A 23,830-nucleotide genomic window follows, 5' to 3' on the forward strand; every position below is an offset into this window, starting at 1 on the left:
TCAGCTTTCGGTGGTGTGTCCGGAGAGGCGTTCGACGCCGCGCAGGAGGGCGGAGTGGTCGAGGCCGCCGTCGCCCTGGGCGCGGAGGGCGGCGACGAGTTGGGCGACGACGGTGCCGACGGGCAGGGCGGCGCCGACGGCGCGGGCGGCGTCGGTGACGATGCCCATGTCCTTGTGGTGCAGGTCGATGCGGAAGCCGGGTGTGAAGTCGCGGGTGGTGAAGTTGTCCTTCTTGCGGGCCAGGACGGTGGAGCCGGCCAGTCCGCCGCCCAGGACGTCGAGGGCGGCGGGCAGGTCGACGCCGGACTTCTCCAGGAAGACGACGGCTTCGGCGCAGGCCTGGATGTTGACGGCGACGATGAGCTGGTTGGCGGCCTTGACGGTCTGGCCGGAGCCGTGGGGGCCGCAGCGCACGATGGTTTTGCCGAGGGTTTCCAGGAGGGGGCGGGCGGCGTCGAAGTCGGCCTGTTCGCCGCCGGCCATGATGGACAGGACCGCTTCGATGGCGCCGGCTTCGCCGCCGGAGACGGGGGCGTCCAGGACGCGGATGCCCTTGTCGGCGGCGGCGTGGGCGAGGTCGATGGAGGTCTGCGGGGTGATCGAGGACATGTCGATCAGCAGGGCGCCGCGGCGGGCGTGGGCCAGGATGCCGTCGGGGCCGTAGGCGATGGCCTCGACCTGCGGGGAGGCCGGGACCATGGTGATGATGACGTCGGCGCCGGTGACGGCCTCGGCGATCGAGCCGGCCGCGTGGCCGCCGTTCTTGGCGAGCCGCTCCAGCTTGTCGGCCTCCAGGGTGTAGCCGGTCACCGAGTAGCCGGCCTTGATCAGGTTCTCGGCCATGGGCGAGCCCATGATGCCCAGACCGATCCACGCGATCTTGGGAAGATTGCTCATGAGTGTCTCTTTCGAAGGGCTTGCGACGGGTCAGGAGCGGGCTGCGCGCCGGTCGGCCGGGAGCCAGCCGAAGGCCTCGGCGCTGGGGCCGTCGCCGGGCTTGTACTCCAGGCCGGTCCAGCCGTCGTAACCGGCCTTGGCGAGGCGGTCGAGCAGCGCGGTGAAGTCGAGGTCGCCGGTGCCGGGGGCGCCGCGGCCGGGGTTGTCGGCGATCTGCACATGCGCGGTCCGGTCGGTGTAGCGGTCGATGACCTCGTCCAGGTCCTCGCCGTTCATCGACAGGTGGTAGAGGTCCATCAGGAAACGGGCGTTGTCCAGGCCCGTCGCCGCGTTCACCGCCTCCACGACCTCGATCGCCTTCGGCGCCGAGACGATCGGGCAGCGCGGCGACTCGGGCGCGTTGAGCGCCTCGATCAGCAGGGTGCCGTCCACCTCCGCCACCGCCCGCGCGGCGAACGCGAGGTTCTCCAGGGCCAGCCGGTCCTGTTCGGCCGGATCGACGCCCTCGACACGGTTGCCGTACAGGGCGTTGAAGCTCGTGCACCCCAGCGAGCGGGCGAACTCCACCGCCACCGGCACGTTCGCCCGGAACCTCGCCGACTCCTCACCCGGAACCGACAGCGCGCCACGGTCCGGGCCCGGCAGCTGCCCGGCATAGAAGTTCAGCCCCACCAGCTGTGTCCCCGCGTCGTCGAGCGCCGCGCGCAGTGCGTCCAGCTCCGCCTGCTCCGGCACCGGGGCATCCACCCACGGCCACCACAGCTCCACCGCTGTGAAACCCGCCGCCCGCGCGGCCGCCGGCCGCTCCAGCAACGGAAGCTCGGTGAACAGGATCGACAGATTGACGTTGAAGCGCGTGTCCGGGAAACCCATAACGGCGGCGCTCCTTCCGGATAGTGGAACTGTTTTTCTGCTTAATGGAACACTGCCTGGCGGGCTCGGAGGCTGTCAAGGGGGCCCCGGGGCAATTTCTGGTGGCCGGGCCGAACCGCGCGTAGGTTGAGCGGCGTGCGATTGAGAGTGGAATTCACGACGGAACCGTTCGATCTGGACGAGGCGCCGGCGCATGCGGTGGTGGCGCGGGACGTCGTCACGGGCGCCGAGCTGGACGCCGTGGACGTCGGCCCGTTCGGCAATACGGCCGAGGGCGACGCCGACCGGGTGCTCGATGCGGTGAACGCCCTGCTGCGCGAATCCCTGCAGGCGGGTGCCACCAGGGTCTCCCTGCAGGTCAATGTCATCGGTGAGGCCGGGCCGGGCGAGGGGGACGCGACATGACGGATCCCGCCGACCACCCCTTCGTCCAGGCGGTCAAACCGCTGGTCGACGCGATGGGCGGACAGATGGTCGCGCCGGACCTGGCCGAGGGTGACGATGTCGTCCTGGCCTGGGAGGGGCAGGACCGGGTGGCCGTACGGCTCCCGCATCTGTCGGACTCGCTCGATCACCTCCTCGCCGAGCTCCAGCGCCGGCACGGGGTGCCGCTGGCGGAGCTGGACCGTAAGACCAAGCAGTCGGTCGTGCGGATCCTGGAGTCCCGCGGCGCCTTCTCGGTCCGGCACGGAGTGGAGACGGTCGCCAGTGCTCTCGGGGTGAGCCGCTTCACCGTGTACAACTACCTGAACAGGGAGAACGCCGCGAAGGACGCCGACTGAGGGCAGTCGGTCACGGCCCCGTCCCGGCCGCCGGAGCCGCCGTCCCGCAGCACCGGACGGCGGCTTTTGTGTCGCCGAGTTTTCAACAAAGTGTTGACGTGATGTTGCCAGGGGTCTTAGCTGTTTCCAGCCAAGCAGAGCTGTCCAGCACCACCAGGCCACGGAGGCTTCCCGTGTCTTCGAGTTCACCGCGCTCGACGGGGGACACCCCCGTGCCCCCCGCGGGGCTCACCCGGTTCAACACCGCCGACGACGGTACGGCGCGCGCCGCACTGCACGAGGTGTGCGCCAGCCGGGCATGGGGCGAGCGGATGCTCGCCCGGCGCCCCTACGCCACCACCGACGCCCTGTTCGCCGCGAGCGACGCCGCGATGGCCGAGCTGACCGCGGCGGATCTGGCCGAGGCGATGGCCGGGCACCCGCCCATAGGCCGGCCGAAGCCGGGTGACCCGACCTCGCGACGCGAGCAGAGCGGCATGGCGGGCGCCTCCGACGCGCTCAAGGCGGAGATGCTCGAACTCAACCTGGCCTACCAGGAGAAGTTCGGGCATGTCTTCCTGATCTGCGCCTCCGGCCGCACCGGAGAACAGATGCGTGACGCGGTCCGTAACAGGATCGACAACACGCCGGAACAGGAACGAGAGATCGTTCGTGCGGAACTCGGCAAGATCAACCGCATTCGTCTGACCCGTATCGCGGAGCACGCAGAAGGAGACGCAGCATGAGCAGCGAGACGGCCGCACCGACGTCGGTGTCCACCCACATCCTGGACACCAGCGTGGGCCGCCCCGCGGAGGGCGTCGCCCTCACGCTCTCGGTGCGCTCCGGCAGCGACGGCGCCTGGACCGCCCACGGCGCGTCCACGACCGACGCGGACGGACGCTGCAAGGACCTGCCGGCCCTGCCGGACGGCACCACCCATGTGCGCCTCGACTTCGCCGTCGAGGAGTACTTCGTTTCAAACAAGCACCGCGCTTCACACCAGCAAGCCGAGGAACAGCAGGACGCCCCCCGCGTAAGGGACAGCGGAGCATTCTTCCCGGAGGTGGCAATCACCTTTGCCGTCCAGCCGGGCGAGCACTATCACGTACCGCTGCTGCTCAACCCGTTCGGCTACTCCGTATACCGAGGGAGCTAGCACCGACATGACAGCCCATTCCCGCCCGGCCCGCCCGGTGATGCTCGGCCAGAACCAGTACGGCAAAGCGGAGAACCGCGTCGTCAAGATCACCCGTGACGGCGACACCCACCACATCAAGGACCTGAACGTCTCGGTGTCGCTCTCCGGCGACCTGGAAGAGGTCCACCTCTCCGGTTCCAACGCCCACTGCCTGCCGACGGACACGACCAAGAACACCGTGTACGCCTTCGCCAAGGAATACGGGATCGAATCGGCCGAGCAGTTCGGCATCCACCTGGCCCGGCACTTCGTCAGCAGCCAGGAGCCGATCCACCGGGCCCGTATCCGGATCGAGGAGTACTCCTGGGAGCGGATCGCCACCTCCGACGCCAACTCCCGCTTCATCGGCGCCGACGAGGTCCAGCACTCCTTCGTCCGCAAGGGCCAGGAGACCCGCCTGACCGAGATCACCTATGACGGTGAGCGGTGGCAGGTCATCTCCGGCCTCAAGGACCTCGTGGTGATGAACTCCACCAACTCGGAGTTCTGGGGCTACATCAAGGACAAGTACACGACCCTCAAGGAGGCCTACGACCGCATCCTCGCCACCGAGGTGTCCGGCCGCTGGCGGTTCAACTGGACCGACGACGAGCAGCGGATGCCGAACTGGGAGCGTTCGTACGAGCAGGTCAAGAAGCACATGCTGCAGGCCTTCGCGGAGACCTACAGCCTGTCGCTCCAGCAGACCCTGTACCAAATGGGGGCGCGCGTCATCAACAACCGGTCCGAGATCGACGAGATCCGCTTCTCGCTCCCGAACAAGCATCACTTCCTGGTGGATCTGGAGCCGTTCGGGCTCAAGAACGACAACGAGGTCTACTACGCGGCGGACCGCCCGTACGGCCTGATCGAAGCCACTGTTCTGCGCGACGGTGTCGAGCCCAAGATCCCGGTGGATCTGACGAACCTCTGAGCGGCTCCGACGCAACGCCGTGCCGTGCGTTCCCCTCCCCACCCCGCAGCGGGGAGGGGAGCGCACATCCTGAGGGGAACGACCCATGGCACAGCACCCGCACGACCCGCACCACCCCGCGTCCCCGGTCCATCCGGTGGACGAGAAGCCGGCGGCCAGGCGGCTCGTCCCGGCCGCGCTCCAGCACATCGCGGCCATGTACGCCGGTGTCGTCACCCCTCCGCTCATCATCGGCCAGGCCGTCGGCCTGGACACCGCGGGCCGGACCCGGCTGATCGCCGCGAGCCTGCTCATCGCCGGGCTCGCCACGCTGCTGCAGACCCTCGGCCTCCGCCGGTTCGCCGGCAACCGCCTGCCGTTCGTCAACGCGGCCAGCTCCGCCGGCATCACCCCGATGCTGGCCATCGCCGAGACCACCGCCCGCGGCCATCAACTCCCCGCGATCTACGGGGCGGTGATGGTCGCCGGAGCCTTCTGCCTCGCGGTCGGCCCCTTCTTCGGCAAGCTGCTCCGCTTCTTCCCGCCGCTGGTCACCGGTGTCGTCATCACCCTCATCGGGGTCACGCTGATGCCCGTACCGGTCGGCTGGGCGCAGGGCGGCGACGCACAGGCCGCCGACTTCGGTGCCATGAAGTACCTGGCGCTCGCCGCCTTCACCCTGGTGGTGATCCTGCTCGTCCAGCGCTTCACCCGGGGCTTCGTCAAGCAGATCGCGCTGCTGATCGGCCTGGTCGCCGGCACCCTCGCCGCGGTCCCCTTCGGGATGGCGAGCTTCGACGGGCTGCGCTCGGCCCCGGTCGTCGCGCTGCCCACCCCGTTCTCCTTCGGCGCCCCCGAGTTCCAGCCCGCCGCGATCCTCTCGCTGTGCATCGTGATGCTGGTGCTGATGACGGAGTCGTCGGCCGGCATGCTGGCCCTCGGTGAGATCTGCGACCGCCCGGCCACCGGCGCCACCCTCACCCGCGGACTGCGCACCGACGGCCTCGCGACCCTGCTCGGTCCCGTCTTCGGCGGCTTCCCGACCAGCGCCTTCGCGCAGAACGTCGGGGTGGTCTCGCTGACCCGCGTCCGCAGCCGGTATGTCGTCGCGCTGGCCGGCGCCACCCTGCTGGTCCTGGGCGCGTTCCCGGTTCTGGGCGCGGTGGTCTCGCTGGTGCCGATGCCGGTGCTCGGCGGCGCGGGAATCGTGCTGTTCGGATCGATCGCGGTCAGCGGTATCCGTACGCTCTCCGCGGCCGGTCTCGACGACAGCTCCAACATCATCCTGGTGGCCGTGTCGCTCGGTGCGGGCATCATCCCGCTCGCGGCACCCACCTTCTACGCCGACTTCCCCGCCTGGGCGCAGACCGTGCTCGGCTCCGGGATCAGCGCCGGAGCCCTGACCGCGGTCGCGCTCAACCTGTTCTTCCACCATCTCGGCACCCGGAGCACCCCACGGGCAGCGGTACTGTCAGCCGCCTCGTCCGGCTCCGGCACTCAAATCCCCTAGGGCCATGCCGTGCCCACCGCCAGTACCGAAAGAAGGAACCGCACCATGGCTGCACCGGCATCCCCTGACAGCGCGGTGAAGCAGCGCCTCGTCATCGAGAACTGCGCCATCGCGACCGTCGACGCCCACGACACCGAGTACGCCACCGGCCATGTGGTCGTCGCCGATCGCGTCATCGAGTCGGTGGGCGCCGGTCCGGCCCCCGAGGGCCTGGAGAACGTGGTCCGCCGGATCGACGGCACCGGACACCTGGTCACGCCCGGCCTGATCAACACGCACCACCACTTCTACCAGTGGATCACCCGGGGCCTGGCCACCGACCACAACCTGTTCAACTGGCTGGTCGCGCTCTACCCGACCTGGGCCCGTATCGACGCCCCGATGCTCGCCGCGGCCACCCAGGGCTCACTCGGCATGATGGTCAAGGGCGGTGTCACCACCGCCTCCGACCACCACTACGTCTTCCCCCGGGGCTCCGGCGACCTCGTCGGCGCGGAGCTCGCGGCGGCCGCGGAGATCGGTGCCCGGATCACCCTGGCCCGCGGCTCCATGGACCGCAGCGAGAAGGACGGCGGGCTGCCCCCGGACTTCGCCGTCGAGACCACCGAGGGCGCGCTGCTGGCGACCGAGGAGGCCATCGACACACACCACGACGCCTCCTTCGGCTCGATGGTGCACATCGCCGCCGCGCCCTGCTCGCCGTTCTCCGTCTCCACCGAACTCATGCGGGAGGGCGCCGCGTTGGCCCGCCGTAAGGGCGTACGCATGCACACCCACGGCTCGGAGACCGTGGAGGAGGAGAAGTTCTGCCACGAGCTGTTCGGCATGGGCCCGACCGACTACTTCGAGTCGACCGGCTGGCTCGGCGACGACGTGTGGATGGCGCACTGCGTCCACATGAACGACTCCGACATCGCCGCCTTCGCCCGCACCGGCACCGGCGTCGCGCACTGCCCGTCCTCCAACGCCCGCCTCGCGGCCGGGATCGCCCGGGTCCCCGACATGCTGGCGGCCGGCGTCCCGGTCGGCCTCGGCGTCGACGGCACCGCCTCCAACGAGTCCGGCGAACTCCACACCGAGCTGCGCAACGCACTGCTCATCAACCGCCTCGGCGCCCACAAGGAGGCCGCCCTCAACGCCCGCAAGGCGCTGCGGCTGGGCACCTACGGCGGCGCGCAGGTCCTCGGCCGGACCGCCGAGATCGGTTCGCTGGAGGCCGGCAAGCTCGCCGACCTGGTGCTGTGGAAGCTGGACGGCCTCGGCCACTCCTCCATCGCCGACCCGGTCACCGCGCTGGTCTTCGGCGCCGCCGCGCCGGTCACCCTCTCCCTCGTCGGCGGCCGGCCGGTCGTCGAGGACAACCACCTCAGCAACGTCGACGAGGACGCCATCGCCCGCACCGCGCGGGCGGAGGCACAGCGTCTGGCCCGGATCGCCGCCGAGGGCTGACCCCCACGGCGCGGTCCCAAGACCGGCGCACACCCCAGACTCGGCCGGGAGGGACGGCTCCCGGCCGGGCTTGTGGATCCGAGCGGGATCCACAAGCGCCGGACCCCGGGGGTGCGGGAACTCCCGTACCCCCGGGGCCGGTAGGCCCGGCCACCACCGTCCATGCGCCACAAGCGCGCCCTGCCGCACCACGCTCACCAGGCGAACTTCCCGCGGTACGCACCACATGGCAAGCCCTCCGTGACAGCCTCGCTCGCCGGCCCCCGGCGACGCAGAAAACGAAGGAGGCCCGCAGTGGCCGCAATGACCGGGCAGAAGTCGGAGGGGGACCGGAAGCATCCGGTCGACGAGACCCTCCCGCCCTTGAAGATGTTCACCAGCGGCCTCCAGCATGTGGCCGCGATGTACGCGGGTGTGGTGGCCCCGCCGATGATCGTGGGCCCGGCCTGCGGGCTGAACGCCACCGAGACCGCCTTCCTGATGGGCGCCAGCCTCTTCACCGCGGGCATCGCCACCCTCCTCCAGACCCTCGGGTTCTGGAAGGTCGGCGCCAAGCTCCCCTTCGTCAACGGCGTCTCGTTCGCCGGTGTCACGCCGATGGTCGCCATCGGCAAGGCCCAGAGTCCCGACAACGCCCTCCCGATCATCTTCGGCGCGGTGATCGTCGCCGGTGTGCTGGGATTCCTCGTCGCGCCCTACTTCTCCAAGCTCGTACGGTTCTTCCCGCCGGTGGTCACCGGCACCGTCATCACCCTGATCGGCGTCTCGCTGCTGCCGGTGGCCTTCAACTGGTCCCAGGGCGGCAACGACCGGGCCCCGGACTACGGTTCGCTGACGAACATCGGGATGGCCGCGCTGACGTTCCTGATCGTGCTGGTGCTGCGCCGGGTGCTGCGCGGCTTCCTCCAGCAGATCGCCATCCTGCTCGGTCTGATCGCCGGCACGCTGATCGCGATACCCGTCGGCATCACCAACTTCTCGGCGCTCTCGGAGGCGTCCCTGGTCGGCTTCCCGACGCCGTTCCACTTCGGCGCCCCGCAGTTCGACATCGCCGCGATCGTCAGCATGTGCATCGTGATGCTGGTCTGTATGACCGAGTCGACGGCCGACATGCTCGCCCTCGGCAGGATCGTCGGCCGTCCGGCGGACGAGCGCACCATCGAGGGTGGACTGCGCGCCGACACCCTCGGCACCGCTCTCAGCCCGCTGTTCAACGGTTTCGCCAACAGCGCCTTCGCCCAGAACATCGGCCTGGTCGCGATGACCAAGGTGCGCAGCCGCTTCGTCGTGGCGACCGGCGGTCTGATCCTGATCGTGCTGGGGCTGTGCCCGGTGGCCGCCTCGGTCATCTCGCTGGTCCCGCTGCCGGTCCTCGGCGGCGCCGGCATCGTGCTCTTCGGCTCGGTGGCCGCCAGCGGTATCCAGACGCTGGCCTCCGCCGCGATGGAGAAGGGGGACAACGCCCTGATCGTCGCGGCGGCCGTCGGTATCGGGCTGATCCCGATCGCCGCGCCGGACTTCTACCACCACCTCCCCAAGGACCTGCTGGTCGTCCTGGACTCCGGCATCAGCACCGGCTGTCTGGTCGCCATCGTCCTCAACCTCGCCTTCAACCACTTCGGACGGAAGACGGCAGAGGGGGACGCCGCGGACGAGGACACGGCGCACGAGGACACGGCGGACGGTACGGCCGCGGCCGCCCATGGCGACCCGGAGACCCCACCGCAACCCGCCCCCGGCACCACGGACGAAGCCGGCGCACCCGCGGCGGCGCCCGCCCACTGACGCCGGGGCGGACCGACGGCCCGTAGGGGAGCGGCATGCGGCGCTTCGCCACGGGCCGTCGGGCGTGACGCGGGCGGTGTGCGGGTGTGCGGGTGTGAGGGCGTGCGTTCTGCGGCCTGCGGCCTGCGGGTGTCAGTCGATGTGGTAGCTGTCCCCGTAGACCTTCCAGGTCAGCGGGGTGTGCAGCGCGAGGTTGCCGTTCTTCAGGAACACCCGCTGCGCGGTGTCGATCCGGCTGGTGTCGCTGTGCGCCTCTTCCTGCCGCATCGCCCACACCCGGGCGTCGAGGAAGGCGTTGAGGTAGGTCTTCTCGTCGCCGCCCCGGGACGGCGGATCGGCCTTGGCCAGGGCCCGCTCGCGGATGGCGGGGAAGCCGGTCCGGTCGTCGCCGCCGCCGTGCACCACGAGCGCGTCGTAGTACGCGAACTGGCCCAGCGCCCCGATGCCGTCGGCCTTGCCCTGCTCGACCGCCGGGCCGAAGTAGAGCCGGTCCCGCTCGTCGTTCTGGGCCTTCTGGAAGGCGGGGTCCCGGGCGGCCTTCTTCCAGTCCCCGGGGTAGCCGGGGTCCAGCCCGTCGTGCGAGTCGCCGCCGTCCACCTCGCGCAGGGCGGGGAGGTACTTGGCCAGCACGTTGTCCGGCTTGCGGCGGGTGTAGAGCTCGACGAGTTCGCGCATGTCGTGCGTCCCGGACGTGAAGCCGATGATGCCGCCGGTGTAGCCGCGGCCGTCGCCGATGTCCTCGATGTACCCGTACTGGGCCTTCCAGTCCAGGGAGGAGTTCTCCGCGCTGGAGACCAGCTGCATGGCGATCTCCTTCTTCGCCGGGTCGTCGAGGTCCGCCCCGGCGCGCACTCGGACCGGGGCGTGGTGCGCCGTGGCCGGACGGTGCGGGGCGTCCGGGAGCGTGGTGGCGGCGACGGCGGCGGCCGGCACGACGAGCAGGGCGAGGCCCAGGGCGACGCGGGTGGTGGTCCTGGGCAGGGTCCGGCCTCTCGATCGGGTGCGCATGGAGTCCTCCAGTCGGAGCGGGCCGTGGATTCCGCAATCGTTAGGAAGCTTTCCTACCAGGCTGGCCAGGTGTCGTATACCCGTCAAGGCTGCCCCCGACCGCCCCGTCCCGCGAGTTGTCCGGGGCGGTCAACACGTCCGGGAGCCCGGTGCGCCCCGCCGGCCCCGCGGGGATTCAGCCCAGCAGTCCGCGCAGCAGCTCGCGGATGCCCGGTCCCGGGTCGAAGTCCTCGGTGGGGAAGGCGAGTTGGTGGAAGGCGACGCCGTCCATGTAGTCGAAGAGGATCTGGCAGTGCCGCCGCGGGTCCGGTGAGCCGAAGCGCCGCAGCCACTCCGCTCCCCAGCCGACGACGGTCTCGCGGCCGCGGGTGAGCGTCGGGCGGAGTTCGGGGCGGGCGGTGGCCTCCAGGTAGAGCGCGAAGCGGGCGGCGGTCCTGGCCCGCTCGGGACCGGTCGCGTACCGGAGGAACCGGGTGACGGCGTCGGCGAGTTCACCGGCGTCGGCCGGGGCGGCGGCCGCGGCGAAGTTCTCCCAGTCGCGGCGCTCCAGGGCCTGGAGGTGGTCGACGATGCCGTCGATCAGGGCCGCCCGGTTGCGGAAGTAGTTGGAGGTGGTGCCCGACGGCACTCCCGCTGCCGCGTCGACGGCCTGGTAGGTCAGCCGCCGCGCGCCCTCGCTCCCCAGTACCTGGATTCCCGCGTCCAGTACCTGCTCCCGCCGTCGTGCCACCCTGAGCGCCCTTCGCCATGACTTTTACTATGTTTGTAGTGCCGATCTACTACAGACATAGTACCGTGCCGGCATGACCCGGAAACAGCGCACGGCGGCCGTCGTCGGCGGCGGCATCGGCGGGCTCGCCACTGCCCTCTCCCTCCGTGAGAGCGGCTGGTCGGTCGACGTCTTCGAACGCGCCCGCAGCCTCCCCGCGGCCGGTACCGCCCTCGGGCTGTGGCCCACCGCGCTGGGCGCCCTGGACGCCCTCGGGGTCGGCGCGCAGGTGCGCTCGCTGAGCCGGCCGCAGACCTCCGGCGCCTTCCTGCGGCCCGACGGCGGCCGGATCGCCACCCTCGACGTCGAGGCCATGAAGCGGCGCACCGGTGAAGTGGGCCGTCTCATCTCCCGGCCCGATCTGCTCGCCCTCCTGCAGGAAGCGGCTGGGGAGGTCACCTTCGGCGAACGCATCGAGGACCTCGGCGCGCTGGACGGCTCGTACGACGTGGTGATAGCGGCCGACGGCCTCAACAGCGCGGCCCGTACGGCACTGTTCGGCCCGCGCCACCGCGCCCGGTACGTCGGCGCCTCCTCCTGGCGCGGCACGGTCGACGGGGAGATCGGGAGCATCACCGAGACCTGGGGTGAGGGCCGCCGCTTCGGCATCACGCCCAGCTCGGGCGGCCGGACCAACTGGTTCGCCTGTGCCGTCGTGCCCGAGGGGCAGCGCGACCCGGGCCGGGAGGCCGCCACCCTGCGCGAGTGGTTCGGCCACTGGCACACCGGAGTGCGCGACATCGTGGACCGGCTGACGGAGGACGGGGTGCTGCGCCTGGACCTCTACTACCTCGATCCGCCGCTGCCCTCCTACGTCCAGGGCCGTACGGCCCTCATCGGCGATGCGGCCCACGCCATGACCCCGGACCTCGGCCGCGGCGCCTGCGAAGCGCTCGTCGACGCCGTGGAGTTGACGCGGGCCCTGACGGCCGCGCCGGATGTGCCGGCCGCGCTGCGTGCGTACGACCGCGCCCGGCGCCCGGCGACCCAGCGGCTGGTGCGTACCGCACGGCTGATGAACCGGATGGCCCACGCCCGGCGGCTGCCCGGCCTGCGGAACGCCGCGATGCGGACCGCGATGACGGTCGGCGGTGCGCTGGGCTGAACCGGGCCGCCGATTCATCCGACGGCCCGGTACGGCGGATCGCGTCAGGGGCGGGGCGCGGCGAGCACCTCGGCGAGCTGCTCGGTCATCCAGTCGAGTTCGTCGGCCGCGATGACCAGGGGCGGGGCCAGGCGGATCGTGGAGCCATGGGTGTCCTTGGCGAGGATGCCCCGGGCCAGGAGCCGTTCGCAGGCCTCGCGCCCCGACATGAGCTGCGGGTCGATATCGATACCGCTCCAGAGCCCACGGCTGCGGACGGCGCGCACACCGTGGCCTATGAGCGCTTCGAGACGCTCGCGGTGCTGCGCGCCGAGCCGGGCGGCCCGGGCCTGGTACTCGCCGGTCCGCAGCAGCTCGACGACGGTGTGGCCGACGGCGGCGGCCAGCGGGTTGCCGCCGAAGGTCGAGCCGTGATTGCCGGGCCGGATGACGCCGAGGGTCTCGCGGCGGGCGACCACGGCGGAGAGCGGCACGATGCCGCCGCCGAGGGCCTTGCCCAGGATGTACATGTCCGGGGTGACCCCTTCGGCGTCGCAGGCGAAGGTGGTGCCGGTCCGGCCGAGACCCGACTGGATCTCGTCGGCCACGAACAGGACGTTCTCCCGGCTGCACAGCTCACGCACCGCCGGGAGGTACCCCTGCGGCGGGATCACCACGCCCGCCTCGCCCTGGATCGGTTCGAGCAGCACCGCCACCGTGTGCTCGTCGACCGCGGCCGCCAGTGCGCCGGCGTCTCCGTAGGGGACGGTGCGGAAGCCGGGCGTGAACGGGCCGAAGCCCTCCCGAGCGTCGGGGTCCGTCGAGAAGCTCACGATCGTGGTGGTGCGCCCGTGGAAATTCCCGTCGGCGACGATGATGTTCGCGCGGTCCGCGGGTACGCCCTTGACCTCGTAGCCCCACTTCCGTGCCACCTTGAGCGCGGTTTCCACGGCCTCGGCGCCGGTGTTCATCGGCAACACCAGGTCCATCCCGGCGAGTTCGGCGAGGTCCCGGCAGAACGGGCCGAGCCGGTCGTTGTGGAAGGCGCGGCTGGTCAGGGTGAGGCGTGCGAGCTGTTCCCGGGCCGCGGCCAGCAGCCGGGGGTGCCCGTGGCCGAAGTTGAGCGCCGAATAGCCGGCCAGGCAGTCCAGATAGCGGCGGCCGCCGACGTCGGTCACCCATGCGCCCTCGCCGGAGCTGAGGACCACCGGCAGCGGGTGGTAGTTGCGGGCCGTGGCGGTCTCGGCGAGGTGGAGGTGCTCCCGGGCCTCGGGGGCGAGCGGAAGGTCGCCGGCGGTGTCGGTGGCGGTCATGTGCGGGTCCTCGTTCCTGAGTACGCGGGTGCGGGGGGTGCGGGAGGTGTGGGCGGTGCGGGAGGTGCCAGGGGCATGGAGGTGTCAGTGCTGCGGGATGAACTGCTCCGCGGCGGCCAGATAGCCGGCGAGCAGGGCGTGGGCGACGTCCCGCACCCGTTCGTCGGGCGGCAGGAACGTCGGGGAGTGCAGTTGCTCGGTGCCGCCGTGCGTCCCCACGAACAGCATCAGTGAGGGCATCCGCTCGGAGAAGTACGAGAAGTCGTCCGCGCCCGCGGACCGCAGGTCGGCGTCGACCTTCAGGCCGAGTGAGGCGAGCAGCGGCCGGGTCGCGGCGGTCAGCGTCGCGTCGTTGTCGAGCACCGGCTCACCCCGGGTGATCCGGACGTCCGCGGTGCAGCCGTACGCCTGAGCCACCAACTCGGCGGTCTCCACCAGCCGTTCATGGATGACCTCGCGGTCGGCCGTCCGCATCGCGCGCAGGGTGCCGCCGGCCTCGGCGGAGCCGGGGACGACATTTGCCGCGGTCCCGGCGGCGAGCGTGGTGACGCTCAGCACGACGGACGACATCGGGTCGATCCCGCGGCTCACCAGGCTCTGCAGGGCGACCACGACATGGGCGAGGGTGACGACGGGGTCGCGGGTGAGGTGCGGGTAGGCCGCGTGGCCGCCGCGGCCCCGGACGGTCACGGTGAACTCGTCCGCCGAGGCGTTGACACCACCGGCGGTGCAGGCGACGGTGCCCGCCGCGAGCAACGGCTGGACATGCGCCCCTATGGTCGCCCGGCACTGCTCCCGTTCGAGGATCCCGTCCTCGGTGACGTCCTGTGCGCCGGAGGGATAGGTCTCCTCGCGGGGCTGCAGCACGGCGAGCAGCGGGGCCGGACCGCCGGCCCGGTCCACGGCCCGCGCGAGGGCGACCAGAGCGGCCAGGTGCACATCGTGACCGCAGGCGTGCATCACGCCGGGGTGCTGCGACGCCCAGGGCACACCGGTCTCCTCGTGCACCGCCAGGGCGTCGAGTTCACCGCGGACGGCGACGGCCGGACCGCTGCCGCCGACGCGGACCACGGCGCCGGTGCCGGCGACCTCGGCAGCGGTGTGCCCGCCGGGCAGCGCGGCGAGCACCAGCTCGCGGGCCGCGGCCTCGTCGCCCGACAGACAGGGCCGGGCGTGGAGCTGATGGCGCAGCTCGACGGCGTCGTCCAGCTCCCGTTCGAGCTGTGCGGCGAGGGTGGTCAGGGTGTGGTCGAGGCTCATGCGCCGCCCTCCAGACCGTAGACCCGGCGGGCGTTGTCGTGTCCGATCATGCGGGCCACCCGGACCGCCTCATCGAGGTCCCATTCGCCGCTGCCGACCCACGGCGCCATCGCCCGCAGCATCCCGCGCCGCCACAACAGCGCGCCCAGATGGTGCAGTTCGGGCGGGCCCCAGGCGTCGCTGGAGAAGAGGATCTTGGCGAACGGAGCCAGCTCCAGCGACTCGGCCACCACGGCGTCGGAGCGTACGCCGGTGTAGTTCACCCCGAGCCCGACATCGAAGTAGACATGCGGGAAGACCTGCGCCAGATAGCCGGCGTTGCGGTGGAAGGGGTAGCAGTGCAGCAGCATCAGGTCGACCCTGTACGGCTGCACGCTCCTGATGAATTCGGTGAGCAACAGCGGGTCGCAGCGGTGCAGTTCCACGTCCGGATCGCCGTACCCGGCGTGCAGCTGGATGGGCAGCCCCCGGTCGACGCCGGACCACAGGACGAAACGGAGCAGTACCGGGTCGGTGACCCGTACGGTCCCCGTGCGCGCGCACTCGGCCAGCCACTGCCCGGCCGCGGCGGCCACCTCGTGGTCGGCCGGCCGCCCGGGGTCGAAGTCGAAGCCGAACCGGTAGGCGACGATGCTCTTGAGGCCGACCGCGTCGGTGGTCCGTGCGGCGAGGGTCTCGCGGAACCGCTCGGGCAGCTCCGCCGCGGCCACACCGCTGCGCGCCACGTCCTCCAGCACGGACTCCAGCCGTACGACCTCGTCGACGGGGCGACCGGAGGCACTGGCCATCTCGTCGGTGCCGAGGATCTCCGCACCCCCGTAGCCGGTCTCCAGCAGGTAGTGGTCGATACCGGAGGCCGCGAGCAGTCTGCGGGTGATCTCCGCCGCGCCCAGCTCCTGGCGCCGGGCGAGATAGGCCTCCGGCGCGGCGTGCGCGGCCAGGCCGAGGACCGGGGCGCACCAGCGCCGCACCGCGAAGCCGATCTGCGAGTCGAACTGGGTCATCCAGGGCGGGACCGGACGGTCGGACTCGGTGAGCATCAGCTCCAGTTGAGCGCGGTCGACGTCATCGCGGAGCGCGCCGTGGACATGGTGGTCCACGAGCGGCAGTTCGGCGATCGCCGCCGCCAGGGCATCAGTGGACATCGGCGACCTTCCGGATACGTGCGGCGTCGTCCAGCCCGGCCAGCTGCGCGAGCTCGGACCGCTTGACGGACAGATGGGTGGCGAGGAGCCGCGGGTCGAACCACGACCGCACGACATCGTCCGATTCGAGGGCGTGCAGGGCCTCTTCGAGGGAGGAGGGGAGGGCGGGGACACCGTCGAGCACCGAGGCGTCGGTGTCCTCCGGCCACACCGTGGGCTCGTCGTAGTCGCGGACCAGCCCTTCCAGTCCGGCGCGGAGGAGGACGCCCAGGGCGAGCCAGGGATTGGCGGTGGCGTCCGCCGCGCGGTACTCCAGGTGGAACTGCCCGGCGGCGTCGCCCCCGGCGAGCTGTGTCGTGGGGCAGATCCGCAGCAGCGACTCCCGGTTGCGCTCGGCCAGGAAGATCCCTCCGGCGCTCCAGCGGTGGGGGGTGAGCCGGAGGAAGGAGACCGGGCTCGGTGCCGTCCAGGCGGTCAGGGCCGGTGTATGGCGCAGGATGCCGGCGGAGAACCGGGCACCGAGCGCGGAGAGGCGGCCCGGGCGCGAGGGGTCGAAGAGGAGCGGGCGGCCCTCGGCGTCCTTCAGGCTCAGATGGAGATGGACCCCGTTGCCCACCCCGTCGGGGTCGAGGAGGGGCGCGAAACTGACCGGCAGGCCACGGCGGCGGGCGAGGTCGCGCACCAGCTCCTTGAGCAGCACGGCGCGATCGGCGGCGGACATCGCGGTACCGGGGCGCAGGGTGATCTCGAACTGGCCGTCCCCGTATTCCGGGAGCCAGTTCTCCGGCTGCAGCCCGGCCTGCTCCAGGAGCCGTACGAGGTCCGAGCCGAAGGGCTCCGCCTGGCGGAAGCGCTGCAGCGAGAACGGCGGGCTCGACGGGAGTCCGCCGAGCACGAATTCGTGCTCGATCGCGGCGACCACCTCGATTCCGGTGCGCTCCCGCAGCTCCTCGACCGTGTCGCGGAGGAAGGTGCGCGGACAACAGGGCCAGGGCTCCCCGTCGGGCAGGGTCTGGTCGGCGAGGTAGAGCCGCAGGGCCGGGGTGTCGCCGTCCGCCGGGATGTCGATCCCGGTGGCCGGATCGGGGATCAGCCGCAGGTCGCCCCGTGAACCGAAGACGTTGTCGGGCGCGATCGGGCCGAACGCCGAGATCGCGAGATCGGCCGGGACCCATCCGGTGCCGGAGCGCAGCGCGGAGGCCTGTTCCGAGGAGGGCACGGCCCGCCCCCGCACCTGCCCGGCCAGATCGCAGGTGGCGACGAAGACGGTGGCGGCGTCGGTCATCGGTGGGTCCTCGGGTGCGGCGCGGAGGGTGGGGGAGGGGCCGGGGACGGTGGCGGGACCGAGGAGTCCCGGCTCCTTCCCCGTCGTGTGCACCAGGGTCATCGGTTCTCCTTCGTGGATACCCCCGGCTTTGGCCGGGGGAGGAAACGAAGCTCCTGCGGAGCAGGGCAGGGAAAGCCGTATCGCCGCCAGGCGATACGGCGTCCTCCGGGGTCATGGTGAGGGTGTCCCGATTGAGCGCCCGGTCTCAACTGTCGTACCTCTCGGGTAAGTTGGTGATCGTGACGGCAGCAGCGCAGACGTGGGGGGAGACCGGGCGTGCCCGGTACACCTTCCGGTTGCGTGTGTCGTCGACGGCGAACGCTTTGCTGCTGGCGGAGTGGGACCGGTGCCGGTGGGTGTGGAATGAGTGCGTCGCCAAGTCGAAGGCTGTCCATGCGCATAACCGTGTGCATCCCGAGGACAGGCAGACGTGCGGTCCGGTGCAGCTGTCCGCGATGCTGACCGAGCATTCCGTGGCTGTGTGAGGGCGCTTCGGTGCCGCAGCAGCAGTTGATACGCGATTTCGGCAAGTCCCGGGCGAAGGCGATGAAGGACATCAAGGCCCGGTTGCCGATGCGGCAGCGTGCCGGCATGCCGAAGTGGAAGAAGAAGCGTGACGCCTCTCCCACCTTTGAATACACCCGGCGCGGTTTCCGTCTGAAGGACGGCCGTCTGCGTCTGGCAGGCGGGATCGTGCTGACCGTGGTGTGGTCGCGTGACCTTCCGTCCGACCCGTCCTCGGTGCGGGTGTACCGAGACGGTCTCGGCCCTTGGTACGCGTCGTTCGTTGTCGAAACCGGGTCCGAGCCACTGCCCGAAACCGGGTGTGTGATCGGCATTGACTGGGGAGTCAAGGAAACCGCGACGACCACCAGCAACGACCCGAAGTTCCTCGCCAAGACCACTATGGCCCGTAAGGCGGCGGATGCCGCGATCAGTGCGACGAAGGCCGCGCTGGTCGAGATGGGCCGTAAGCACGCGCGGAAGGTGCACCTGGTGCACCCGGCACACACCACGATGGATTGCGCAGACTGCGGAGCGAGAGCCAAGCACGCACTGCCCCTTTCCGAACGAACGTATACCTGCACCGCATGCGGAGCCTCCCGGCCACGGGATAAGAACTCCGCCCGCGTGATGTCCCCCAGCTACCGCTGGGAGGTGCCCCCAGCTCCGGGGTGGTCTCAACCCGGCTAGTGCTGATCTTGTAAGCCCTGCCACCTGCTAGGCGTCAGGCAAAGTGAGCTAGGAATTCCCCTCGCTTATGAGGGGGAGGTTTCAAGAGGGCACCTTTCGGTCGGTCGGGTGCGCGTCGGCGACCAGCACGCTGGTCATCCGGGCGCCGATGCGCCGGGTGAGGGAGGGCGCCGCGAGGACGACCGCGACACCGGCCAGGCACCAGGCTGCGGCGATCCAGGGGAAGTAGGTGTACGGCGCACTCTGGCCGGTCGACTGCTGGAGGAAGACGAAGCCCAGATAGCCCAGCCCGGCGACCGGCACCACCAGCTCCCAGCGGGGGATGCGGCCCCGGCCGGAGAGGGTGAAGACGATCACCCCGACCCCGGCGACCGCGTACACCACCAGGACGCACAGCACGCCGATGGTGGCGTACCAGTAGTACGTGTCGAAGGCGGCGGCCCCGGTGCCGTACATCACCGCGGTCAGCGCCGCCGCGACGGCGCCGCACACCCGCAGGGCCGTGGTCGGGGCACCGGTGACGGGGTGGGTGCGGGCGAGGGCGCGCGGCCCGAAGCCGTCCCGGGCCAGCGCCTGGACCATACGGGCGGCCGCCGCCGAGGAGGACAGCGCGGCGGCGAAGGCGGAGGCGACCGCGGTGAAGGCGATGACGAGCGCGAACCAGGTGCCGATGTACTGCCCGGAGAGCGTCGAGAGGGCCGACTCCGCCGCGCCGAACTCGCGCACCCCCTGGGCGTCGGTGCCGAAGCCGATGGTCTGGGCGAACATCATCAGGACGTAGAGGCAGCCGGTCAGCAGCACACTGCCGGCCAGCGCGCGGGGGATGTTGCGCTTGGGGTCGTCGGTCTCCTCACCCAGCGACGCGCAGGCCTCGAACCCGGCCCAGGACAGGAAGGCGAAGACGGTGGCCGTCACCACCGCGCTGTACGTGGTGCCGCCGGCGGTGAACACCGAGAGGTCGAGGCTCTGGTGCCGGGGCGCCGATCCTGTGGTGGCCCGTCCCATGATGACGGCGGCGAGTACCAGCATGGCGAGGATGCCGATGCCCTCCACGATCAGCAGGGTGCGGGCGGTGGTGCGGCCGTCCCGGGAGTTGAGCGCGGTGACGCCGAGGGCCGCGAGGAACGCGACGGCCACCCAGGGCCCGGTGGACCGGATGCCCATCGCGTGCAGGAACGCCTGGGCGAAGACACCGGTCGCGGCGAGGGTGCAGACGAGGAAGGCGAGGTAGGTGCCCAGCAGGGCGAAGCCGCCGAAGAATCCGGCGCGGGGGCCGATGGTGGCCCCGGCCAGGGCGTAGACGGAACCGGCCTGGTTGAAGTGCTGGGTCAGCCGCCAGAAGCCGTAGGCGACCAGGCCGACACCGAGCAGGCCGAGCAGGAAGACGAGGGGGACGGCCTTGCCGACCGTGGTTGCCACTCCGGCCCCGTTGAGGCCCATGGCGAGTGTCGGCCCCATGAGACCGACGGAGAGGGTTAGCGCTTCCCACAAGCGCAGCTTGCGTGTTCGAGGGGGATTCGACACAGGGCGCTCCGAGGAGGAGACGGGGCTGAGTCCACAGCAGCCCGAGCCCCGTCATGAAACATACGTTCCAGGGAGCGCGTCAATAGGAGTGCATGAAATATTCATTTCATGGCGTGGCGTCATTCCATGGTGCGGTCGCCCGACGCCTCCTCAGCGGCCCTCATCCGCTCCTCCGCCGCCGATCCCAGCCGTACGTGCACCGCGGCCACCAGCGCCTCCACCACCGCCACGGGCGCCACGATGCTGTCGAACGGACTGGGCGCCTCGACCCGCACGGGCAGCACGACATCGGCGAACTCGGCCACGGGCGACAGCCATGGATCGGTGAACAGCACGACCCGCGCGCCGCGCTCCTGCGCGAAGCGGGCGAGTTCCACGGTGTCGCGCTGATAGCGCCGGAAGTCGAAGACCACACACACCTCGCGCCGTCCGAGATCCACCCGGAAGCCGCCGTCCCCGCCGGGGGCCGGTATGTGCACCTGTGTGCCCGGCCGCAGCAGCCGCAGATGCAGATCCAGGTACTCGGCCAGAAGACGGGAGAACCGCCCGCCGAAGCTCACGATCCGCTTCGCCGGGTCACAGATCAGCTCGACCGCCCGGTCGAACTCCTGCTCCGGCAGCGCGGCGAAGGTGTGGCTCAAGGCCCCCCGGCCGACCTCCGCCGCCGCCTCGACCAGGTCCGAGGTCGGCGAGGTCTCGCTGATCACCGGCCGCAGGGTCAGCGGGGAGGCCCGGCGCGCCTGCACCTCGTCCCGCAGCGACTGCTGGAACTGCCGGTAGCCCTCGAAGCCGAGCCGGGCGACGAAGCGGACCACGGTCGGCGGGCTCACCCCCGCCCGCCCGGCCAGCCCGGACGTCGACTCCAGGCCCGCCGCGGGGTAGTGCGCCATCAGCGCGCGGGCGATCTTGAGCTCCGCGGGCGACAGGGAACCCTGGACCCGCCGCACACGCTCGGCCACCGTCATCCCCGGCTCCTGGCCCGCGCTCGCGTCCCCGCCCGCGTCCCCGCCCGTGGCCGGCGGCTCACCGTGATCTCCTGGCCGGTCATCCATCCGACTGCCTCTCCACTTGGTGATCACATGACACCACACCGTCCAGGGGCACCCGCCTTGTCGCGCGACGGCGGCCGGAACGCCGTTGTGCCGCGGCTCCCCAACGGAACCGCGGCACAACCGGAACGACGGACGCCGAGTCGGCTCAGACCAGCAGCTCGTACGCGGGCAGCGTCAGGAACTCCGCGTAGTCCGCGTCCAGCGCGACCTTCAGCAGCAGGTCATGGGCCTGCTGCCACTTGCCCGAGGTGAAGGCCTCCTCGCCGATCTCGGCGCGGATGGCGGCCAGTTGCTCCGCGGCGAGTGTGCGCACCAGCTCCGCGGTGGCCTTCTCGCCGTTCTCGAAGACGACACCGGCGTCGACCCACTGCCAGATCTGGGAGCGGGAGATCTCGGCGGTCGCGGCGTCCTCCATGAGGCCGAAGATGGCGACGGCGCCCAGGCCGCGCAGCCAGGCCTCGATATAGCGGGTGCCGACCTGGACCGCGTCGATCAGGCCCTGATAGGTGGGCTTGGCGTCGAGGGAGTCGATGGCGATGAGGTCGGCGGCCGACACCGAGACGTCCTCGCGCAGACGGTCCTTCTGGTTCGGCTTGTCACCGAGCACCGCGTCGAAGGAGGCACGGGCGACCGGGACCAGGTCGGGGTGCGCGACCCAGGAGCCGTCGAAGCCGTCGCCGGCCTCCCGGTCCTTGTCGTTCTTGACCTTGGCGAGCGCCTTCTCGTTGGCCTCGGGGTCACGGCGGTTGGGGATGAAGGCCGCCATACCGCCGATGGCGTGCGCACCGCGCTTGTGGCAGGTGCGGACGAGGAGTTCGGTGTAGGCGCGCATGAACGGCGCCGTCATCGTGACCGCGTTGCGGTCCGGGAGGACGAACTTGGCGCCGCCGTCACGGAAGTTCTTGACGATGGAGAAGAGGTAGTCCCAGCGTCCGGCGTTCAGTCCCGAGGCGTGGTCGCGCAGCTCGTAGAGGATCTCCTCCATCTCGTACGCGGCCGTGATGGTCTCGATGAGGACGGTGGCGCGCACCGTGCCCTGGGGGATGCCGACATAGTCCTGGGCGAAGACGAAGATCTCGTTCCAGAGGCGGGCCTCCAGGTGCGACTCGGTCTTCGGCAGGTAGAAGTACGGGCCCTTGCCGAGGTCCAGCAGGCGCTGGGCGTTGTGGAAGAAGTACAGCCCGAAGTCCACCAGGGCGCCGGGCACCGGCCGCCCCTCGAACTGCAGATGACGCTCTTCGAGGTGCCAGCCGCGCGGCCGCATCACGACGGTGGCGAGCTCCTCGGCGGGCTTGAGGGCGTACGACTTGCCGGACGCGGCGTCCGTGAAGTCGATGCGGCGCTCGTAGGCGTCGATCAGGTTGAGCTGCCCGGAGACGACGTTCTCCCAGGTCGGCGCGGAGGCGTCCTCGAAGTCGGCGAGCCAGACCTTGGCGCCCGAGTTGAGCGCGTTGATGGTCATCTTGCGGTCGGTGGGGCCGGTGATCTCCACCCGGCGGTCATTGAGGGCCGCGGGCGCCTCGGCCACCTTCCAGCTGTCGTCGGCGCGGATCCGCTCGGTCTCCGGAAGGAAGTCCAGCGTGCTGGTCCGGGCGATCTCGGCGCGGCGCTCGGTGCGGCGGGCGAGCAGCTCGTCGCGGCGCGGGGTGAACCGGCGGTGAAGCTCGGCGACGAAGGTGAGCGCGGCGTCGGTGAGGACCTCGCCCTGCCGTTCGGGGGTGTGCGCGGGGTCGACTTCGACGATGGCCAGCGGGGACGGCGCTGGTGCGGACATGAGCTGTCACTCCATTCAGCGGCGGTGCCCGGCGGCCGCCGGGACACCGGGCGGCACGGGGTGCCGCGGGCTCCCGGGTACGGTCGCGGGCGCCGACTGGGTTCAGGGCGCTTCTGACCAGTGGAGACTAGTTTCCTTATCGCGGAACTTCAATGGTTTGTTGACGTCGAGATTCTCAGGGTCGACAGAAGTGGTGATCGAATGGCTCTCGGTGCCACGGCGGTCACTCTGCATTACTTCCACCCCGGGTACGGAGACCGCCGGCCAAGGCCCGCTCTCACTCCAGACGGTGAAGATCCTCCGGCGTGTCGATGTCGTACGGCTCCGCGATGTCGGAGCACTCGACGAGGGTGAGGGCGTCCGCATACCGCTGGAGGTAGCCGCGCGCCCCGCGGTCGCCCTCCGCGTCCGCCGCGATGTCCGCCCAGCGGTCGGCGCCGAAGAGCACCGGGTGGCCGCGCCGGCCGTCGTACGCCGCGGAGGCGAGCGAGGCGCGGCCCTCGTACGCCGCCACCACCCGCGCCACCGCCGCGGCACCGATGCCCGGCTGGTCCACCAGGGACACCACCACCGCATCCGCCCCGGACTCCGCCAGCGCGGCCAGGCCCACACGCAGTGAAGAGCCCATGCCCTGGGCCCAGTCCGGGTTCTCCGAGAGGCCGTACGCCGCGAGTTCGGCCCGTTCGCGCACGGCAGCGGCGGCCGCCCCCAGCACGATGTGCACAGGGTGGCAGCCGCCGTCCCGCAGGGCCCGTGCGGCGTGCTCGACCAGTGGCCGTCCCCGGTGGTCGAGCAGCGCCTTGGGCCGTCCCCCCAGCCGCCGCCCGCCGCCCGCGGCGAGCAGCAGACCCGCCACCCTTCCCTCGGGCCGCCCGGCGTTCCGCGTCCCCTCAGGGGCGTCCGGCCGGGCCCGGTGCGGCTGTTCTCGTGGGTCTTTCGGTGCTGTCGGTGCCATGGGGACTGCTTACCCCATGACACCGTGCCCCGCGGCCCGTTGGGGCGTGGCCGGCCG

21 protein-coding genes and 1 pseudogene are annotated in these 23,830 nt (G+C 71.1%); 10 read left to right on the plus strand and 12 right to left on the minus strand.

Annotation, left to right across the window (positions count from 1 at the left end):
* Both NUT86_RS32080 and NUT86_RS32085 read right to left on the minus strand, forming a co-directional pair.
* A complete protein-coding gene (locus NUT86_RS32080; protein WP_159485412.1) occupies window positions 1-897 on the minus strand; it encodes a 2-hydroxy-3-oxopropionate reductase in 897 nt (298 codons plus the stop codon).
* Window positions 898-927: 30 nt separating this feature from the next.
* Window positions 928-1,770, minus strand: coding sequence for a TIM barrel protein (locus NUT86_RS32085; protein WP_274738765.1), 843 nt, complete (start codon window positions 1,768-1,770; stop codon window positions 928-930).
* Between the two features lie 135 nt (window positions 1,771-1,905).
* Between NUT86_RS32085 and NUT86_RS32090 the strand changes: the two genes are divergently transcribed.
* The 8 genes from NUT86_RS32090 to NUT86_RS32125 all read left to right on the plus strand — a co-directional run bounded on the left by NUT86_RS32090 (window position 1,906) and on the right by NUT86_RS32125 (window position 9,368).
* Window positions 1,906-2,175 (plus strand): hypothetical protein, encoded by a 270-nt coding sequence (locus NUT86_RS32090; RefSeq protein WP_161299385.1) that lies wholly within the window; start codon window positions 1,906-1,908, stop codon window positions 2,173-2,175.
* Window positions 2,172-2,552, plus strand: coding sequence for a helix-turn-helix domain-containing protein (locus tag NUT86_RS32095; protein ID WP_018092784.1), 381 nt, complete (start codon window positions 2,172-2,174; stop codon window positions 2,550-2,552). Before NUT86_RS32090 ends, NUT86_RS32095 begins: the two co-directional genes overlap by 4 nt.
* Window positions 2,553-2,764: 212 nt before the next feature.
* On the plus strand, window positions 2,765-3,277 hold the full coding sequence (uraD, locus tag NUT86_RS32100; RefSeq protein WP_018092785.1) for a 2-oxo-4-hydroxy-4-carboxy-5-ureidoimidazoline decarboxylase: 513 nt from the start codon (window positions 2,765-2,767) through the stop codon (window positions 3,275-3,277).
* A complete protein-coding gene (gene uraH, locus NUT86_RS32105) occupies window positions 3,274-3,690 on the plus strand; it encodes a hydroxyisourate hydrolase (protein WP_159485406.1) in 417 nt (138 codons plus the stop codon). Before uraD ends, uraH begins: the two co-directional genes overlap by 4 nt.
* 7 nt (window positions 3,691-3,697) lie before the next feature.
* The gene (gene pucL / locus NUT86_RS32110) at window positions 3,698-4,645 is read left to right on the plus strand and encodes a factor-independent urate hydroxylase (protein WP_018092787.1); all 948 of its coding nucleotides are present in this window, start codon (window positions 3,698-3,700) and stop codon (window positions 4,643-4,645) included.
* Window positions 4,646-4,730: 85 nt separating this feature from the next.
* Window positions 4,731-6,134: a nucleobase:cation symporter-2 family protein gene (locus NUT86_RS32115; protein WP_274738769.1), complete on the plus strand. Its 1,404-nt coding sequence runs from the start codon at window positions 4,731-4,733 to the stop codon at window positions 6,132-6,134.
* A 45-nt stretch (window positions 6,135-6,179) separates the two neighbouring features.
* On the plus strand, window positions 6,180-7,583 hold the full coding sequence (locus tag NUT86_RS32120) for an 8-oxoguanine deaminase (protein WP_274738770.1): 1,404 nt from the start codon (window positions 6,180-6,182) through the stop codon (window positions 7,581-7,583).
* Window positions 7,584-7,886: 303 nt separating this feature from the next.
* On the plus strand, window positions 7,887-9,368 hold the full coding sequence (locus NUT86_RS32125; protein WP_159488936.1) for a nucleobase:cation symporter-2 family protein: 1,482 nt from the start codon (window positions 7,887-7,889) through the stop codon (window positions 9,366-9,368).
* Between the two features lie 132 nt (window positions 9,369-9,500).
* On the opposite strand, the gene NUT86_RS32130 is transcribed toward NUT86_RS32125, so the two are convergent.
* Both NUT86_RS32130 and NUT86_RS32135 read right to left on the minus strand, forming a co-directional pair.
* Window positions 9,501-10,376 (minus strand): chitosanase, encoded by an 876-nt coding sequence (locus NUT86_RS32130; protein WP_274738772.1) that lies wholly within the window; start codon window positions 10,374-10,376, stop codon window positions 9,501-9,503.
* Window positions 10,377-10,551: 175 nt separating this feature from the next.
* Window positions 10,552-11,106: a TetR/AcrR family transcriptional regulator gene (locus NUT86_RS32135; protein WP_159485402.1), complete on the minus strand. Its 555-nt coding sequence runs from the start codon at window positions 11,104-11,106 to the stop codon at window positions 10,552-10,554.
* Window positions 11,107-11,179: 73 nt separating this feature from the next.
* On the opposite strand from NUT86_RS32135, the gene NUT86_RS32140 reads away from it, so the two are divergent.
* The gene (locus tag NUT86_RS32140) at window positions 11,180-12,250 is read left to right on the plus strand and encodes an FAD-dependent monooxygenase (protein WP_274738774.1); all 1,071 of its coding nucleotides are present in this window, start codon (window positions 11,180-11,182) and stop codon (window positions 12,248-12,250) included.
* 44 nt (window positions 12,251-12,294) lie between these two features.
* Here the strand turns inward: NUT86_RS32140 and rocD are convergent, their stop codons facing one another.
* From rocD to NUT86_RS32160, 4 genes are all read right to left on the minus strand, one after another.
* Window positions 12,295-13,542 (minus strand): ornithine--oxo-acid transaminase, encoded by a 1,248-nt coding sequence (gene rocD, locus NUT86_RS32145; protein ID WP_274738775.1) that lies wholly within the window; start codon window positions 13,540-13,542, stop codon window positions 12,295-12,297.
* A gap of 84 nt (window positions 13,543-13,626) precedes the next feature.
* Window positions 13,627-14,802 (minus strand): M20 metallopeptidase family protein, encoded by a 1,176-nt coding sequence (locus NUT86_RS32150; protein WP_274738776.1) that lies wholly within the window; start codon window positions 14,800-14,802, stop codon window positions 13,627-13,629.
* Window positions 14,799-15,947, minus strand: a complete 1,149-nt coding sequence (locus NUT86_RS32155; protein WP_274738778.1) for an amidohydrolase family protein — start codon at window positions 15,945-15,947, stop codon at window positions 14,799-14,801. The genes NUT86_RS32150 and NUT86_RS32155 overlap by 4 nt, the downstream gene beginning before the upstream one ends.
* A complete protein-coding gene (locus tag NUT86_RS32160) occupies window positions 15,937-17,334 on the minus strand; it encodes a glutamine synthetase family protein (RefSeq protein WP_159485396.1) in 1,398 nt (465 codons plus the stop codon). Before NUT86_RS32160 ends, NUT86_RS32155 begins: the two co-directional genes overlap by 11 nt.
* A gap of 179 nt (window positions 17,335-17,513) precedes the next feature.
* Between NUT86_RS32160 and NUT86_RS32165 the strand changes: the two are divergent.
* A pseudogene (locus NUT86_RS32165) lies at window positions 17,514-18,468 on the plus strand (RNA-guided endonuclease InsQ/TnpB family protein).
* An 81-nt stretch (window positions 18,469-18,549) separates the two neighbouring features.
* Here the strand turns inward: NUT86_RS32165 and NUT86_RS32170 are convergent.
* The 4 genes from NUT86_RS32170 to NUT86_RS32185 form a co-directional block, all read right to left on the minus strand.
* A complete protein-coding gene (locus NUT86_RS32170) occupies window positions 18,550-19,992 on the minus strand; it encodes an APC family permease (protein ID WP_159485394.1) in 1,443 nt (480 codons plus the stop codon).
* Window positions 19,993-20,111: 119 nt separating this feature from the next.
* Window positions 20,112-21,044, minus strand: coding sequence for a MurR/RpiR family transcriptional regulator (locus NUT86_RS32175; protein ID WP_262041861.1), 933 nt, complete (start codon window positions 21,042-21,044; stop codon window positions 20,112-20,114).
* 145 nt (window positions 21,045-21,189) lie between these two features.
* Window positions 21,190-22,818: a malate synthase A gene (aceB, locus tag NUT86_RS32180; RefSeq protein ID WP_018092800.1), complete on the minus strand. Its 1,629-nt coding sequence runs from the start codon at window positions 22,816-22,818 to the stop codon at window positions 21,190-21,192.
* Between the two features lie 277 nt (window positions 22,819-23,095).
* Entirely contained in the window at window positions 23,096-23,674 is a 579-nt protein-coding gene (locus NUT86_RS32185; protein WP_274740687.1) for a nucleotidyltransferase family protein, read from the minus strand.
* Window positions 23,675-23,830 lie beyond the last annotated feature (156 nt).

The sequence above is a fragment of the Streptomyces sp. G7(2002) genome (genome assembly GCF_028870195.1).
Lineage (GTDB): Bacteria > Actinomycetota > Actinomycetes > Streptomycetales > Streptomycetaceae > Streptomyces > Streptomyces nigrescens.

Coding starts and splice junctions, on each gene's coding strand:
- NUT86_RS32160 (WP_159485396.1), bottom strand. CDS start 17,334: ATGACCCTGGTGCACACGACGGGGAAGGAGCCGGGACTCCTCGGTCCC.
- NUT86_RS32095 (WP_018092784.1), top strand. CDS start 2,172: ATGACGGATCCCGCCGACCACCCCTTCGTCCAGGCGGTCAAACCGCTG.
- rocD (WP_274738775.1), bottom strand. CDS start 13,542: ATGACCGCCACCGACACCGCCGGCGACCTTCCGCTCGCCCCCGAGGCC.
- NUT86_RS32175 (WP_262041861.1), bottom strand. CDS start 21,044: ATGGATGACCGGCCAGGAGATCACGGTGAGCCGCCGGCCACGGGCGGG.
- NUT86_RS32085 (WP_274738765.1), bottom strand. CDS start 1,770: ATGGGTTTCCCGGACACGCGCTTCAACGTCAATCTGTCGATCCTGTTC.
- NUT86_RS32150 (WP_274738776.1), bottom strand. CDS start 14,802: ATGAGCCTCGACCACACCCTGACCACCCTCGCCGCACAGCTCGAACGG.
- NUT86_RS32120 (WP_274738770.1), top strand. CDS start 6,180: ATGGCTGCACCGGCATCCCCTGACAGCGCGGTGAAGCAGCGCCTCGTC.
- uraH (WP_159485406.1), top strand. CDS start 3,274: ATGAGCAGCGAGACGGCCGCACCGACGTCGGTGTCCACCCACATCCTG.
- NUT86_RS32155 (WP_274738778.1), bottom strand. CDS start 15,947: ATGTCCACTGATGCCCTGGCGGCGGCGATCGCCGAACTGCCGCTCGTG.
- NUT86_RS32080 (WP_159485412.1), bottom strand. CDS start 897: ATGAGCAATCTTCCCAAGATCGCGTGGATCGGTCTGGGCATCATGGGC.
- NUT86_RS32130 (WP_274738772.1), bottom strand. CDS start 10,376: ATGCGCACCCGATCGAGAGGCCGGACCCTGCCCAGGACCACCACCCGC.
- NUT86_RS32115 (WP_274738769.1), top strand. CDS start 4,731: ATGGCACAGCACCCGCACGACCCGCACCACCCCGCGTCCCCGGTCCAT.
- NUT86_RS32125 (WP_159488936.1), top strand. CDS start 7,887: ATGACCGGGCAGAAGTCGGAGGGGGACCGGAAGCATCCGGTCGACGAG.
- aceB (WP_018092800.1), bottom strand. CDS start 22,818: ATGTCCGCACCAGCGCCGTCCCCGCTGGCCATCGTCGAAGTCGACCCC.
- pucL (WP_018092787.1), top strand. CDS start 3,698: ATGACAGCCCATTCCCGCCCGGCCCGCCCGGTGATGCTCGGCCAGAAC.
- NUT86_RS32140 (WP_274738774.1), top strand. CDS start 11,180: ATGACCCGGAAACAGCGCACGGCGGCCGTCGTCGGCGGCGGCATCGGC.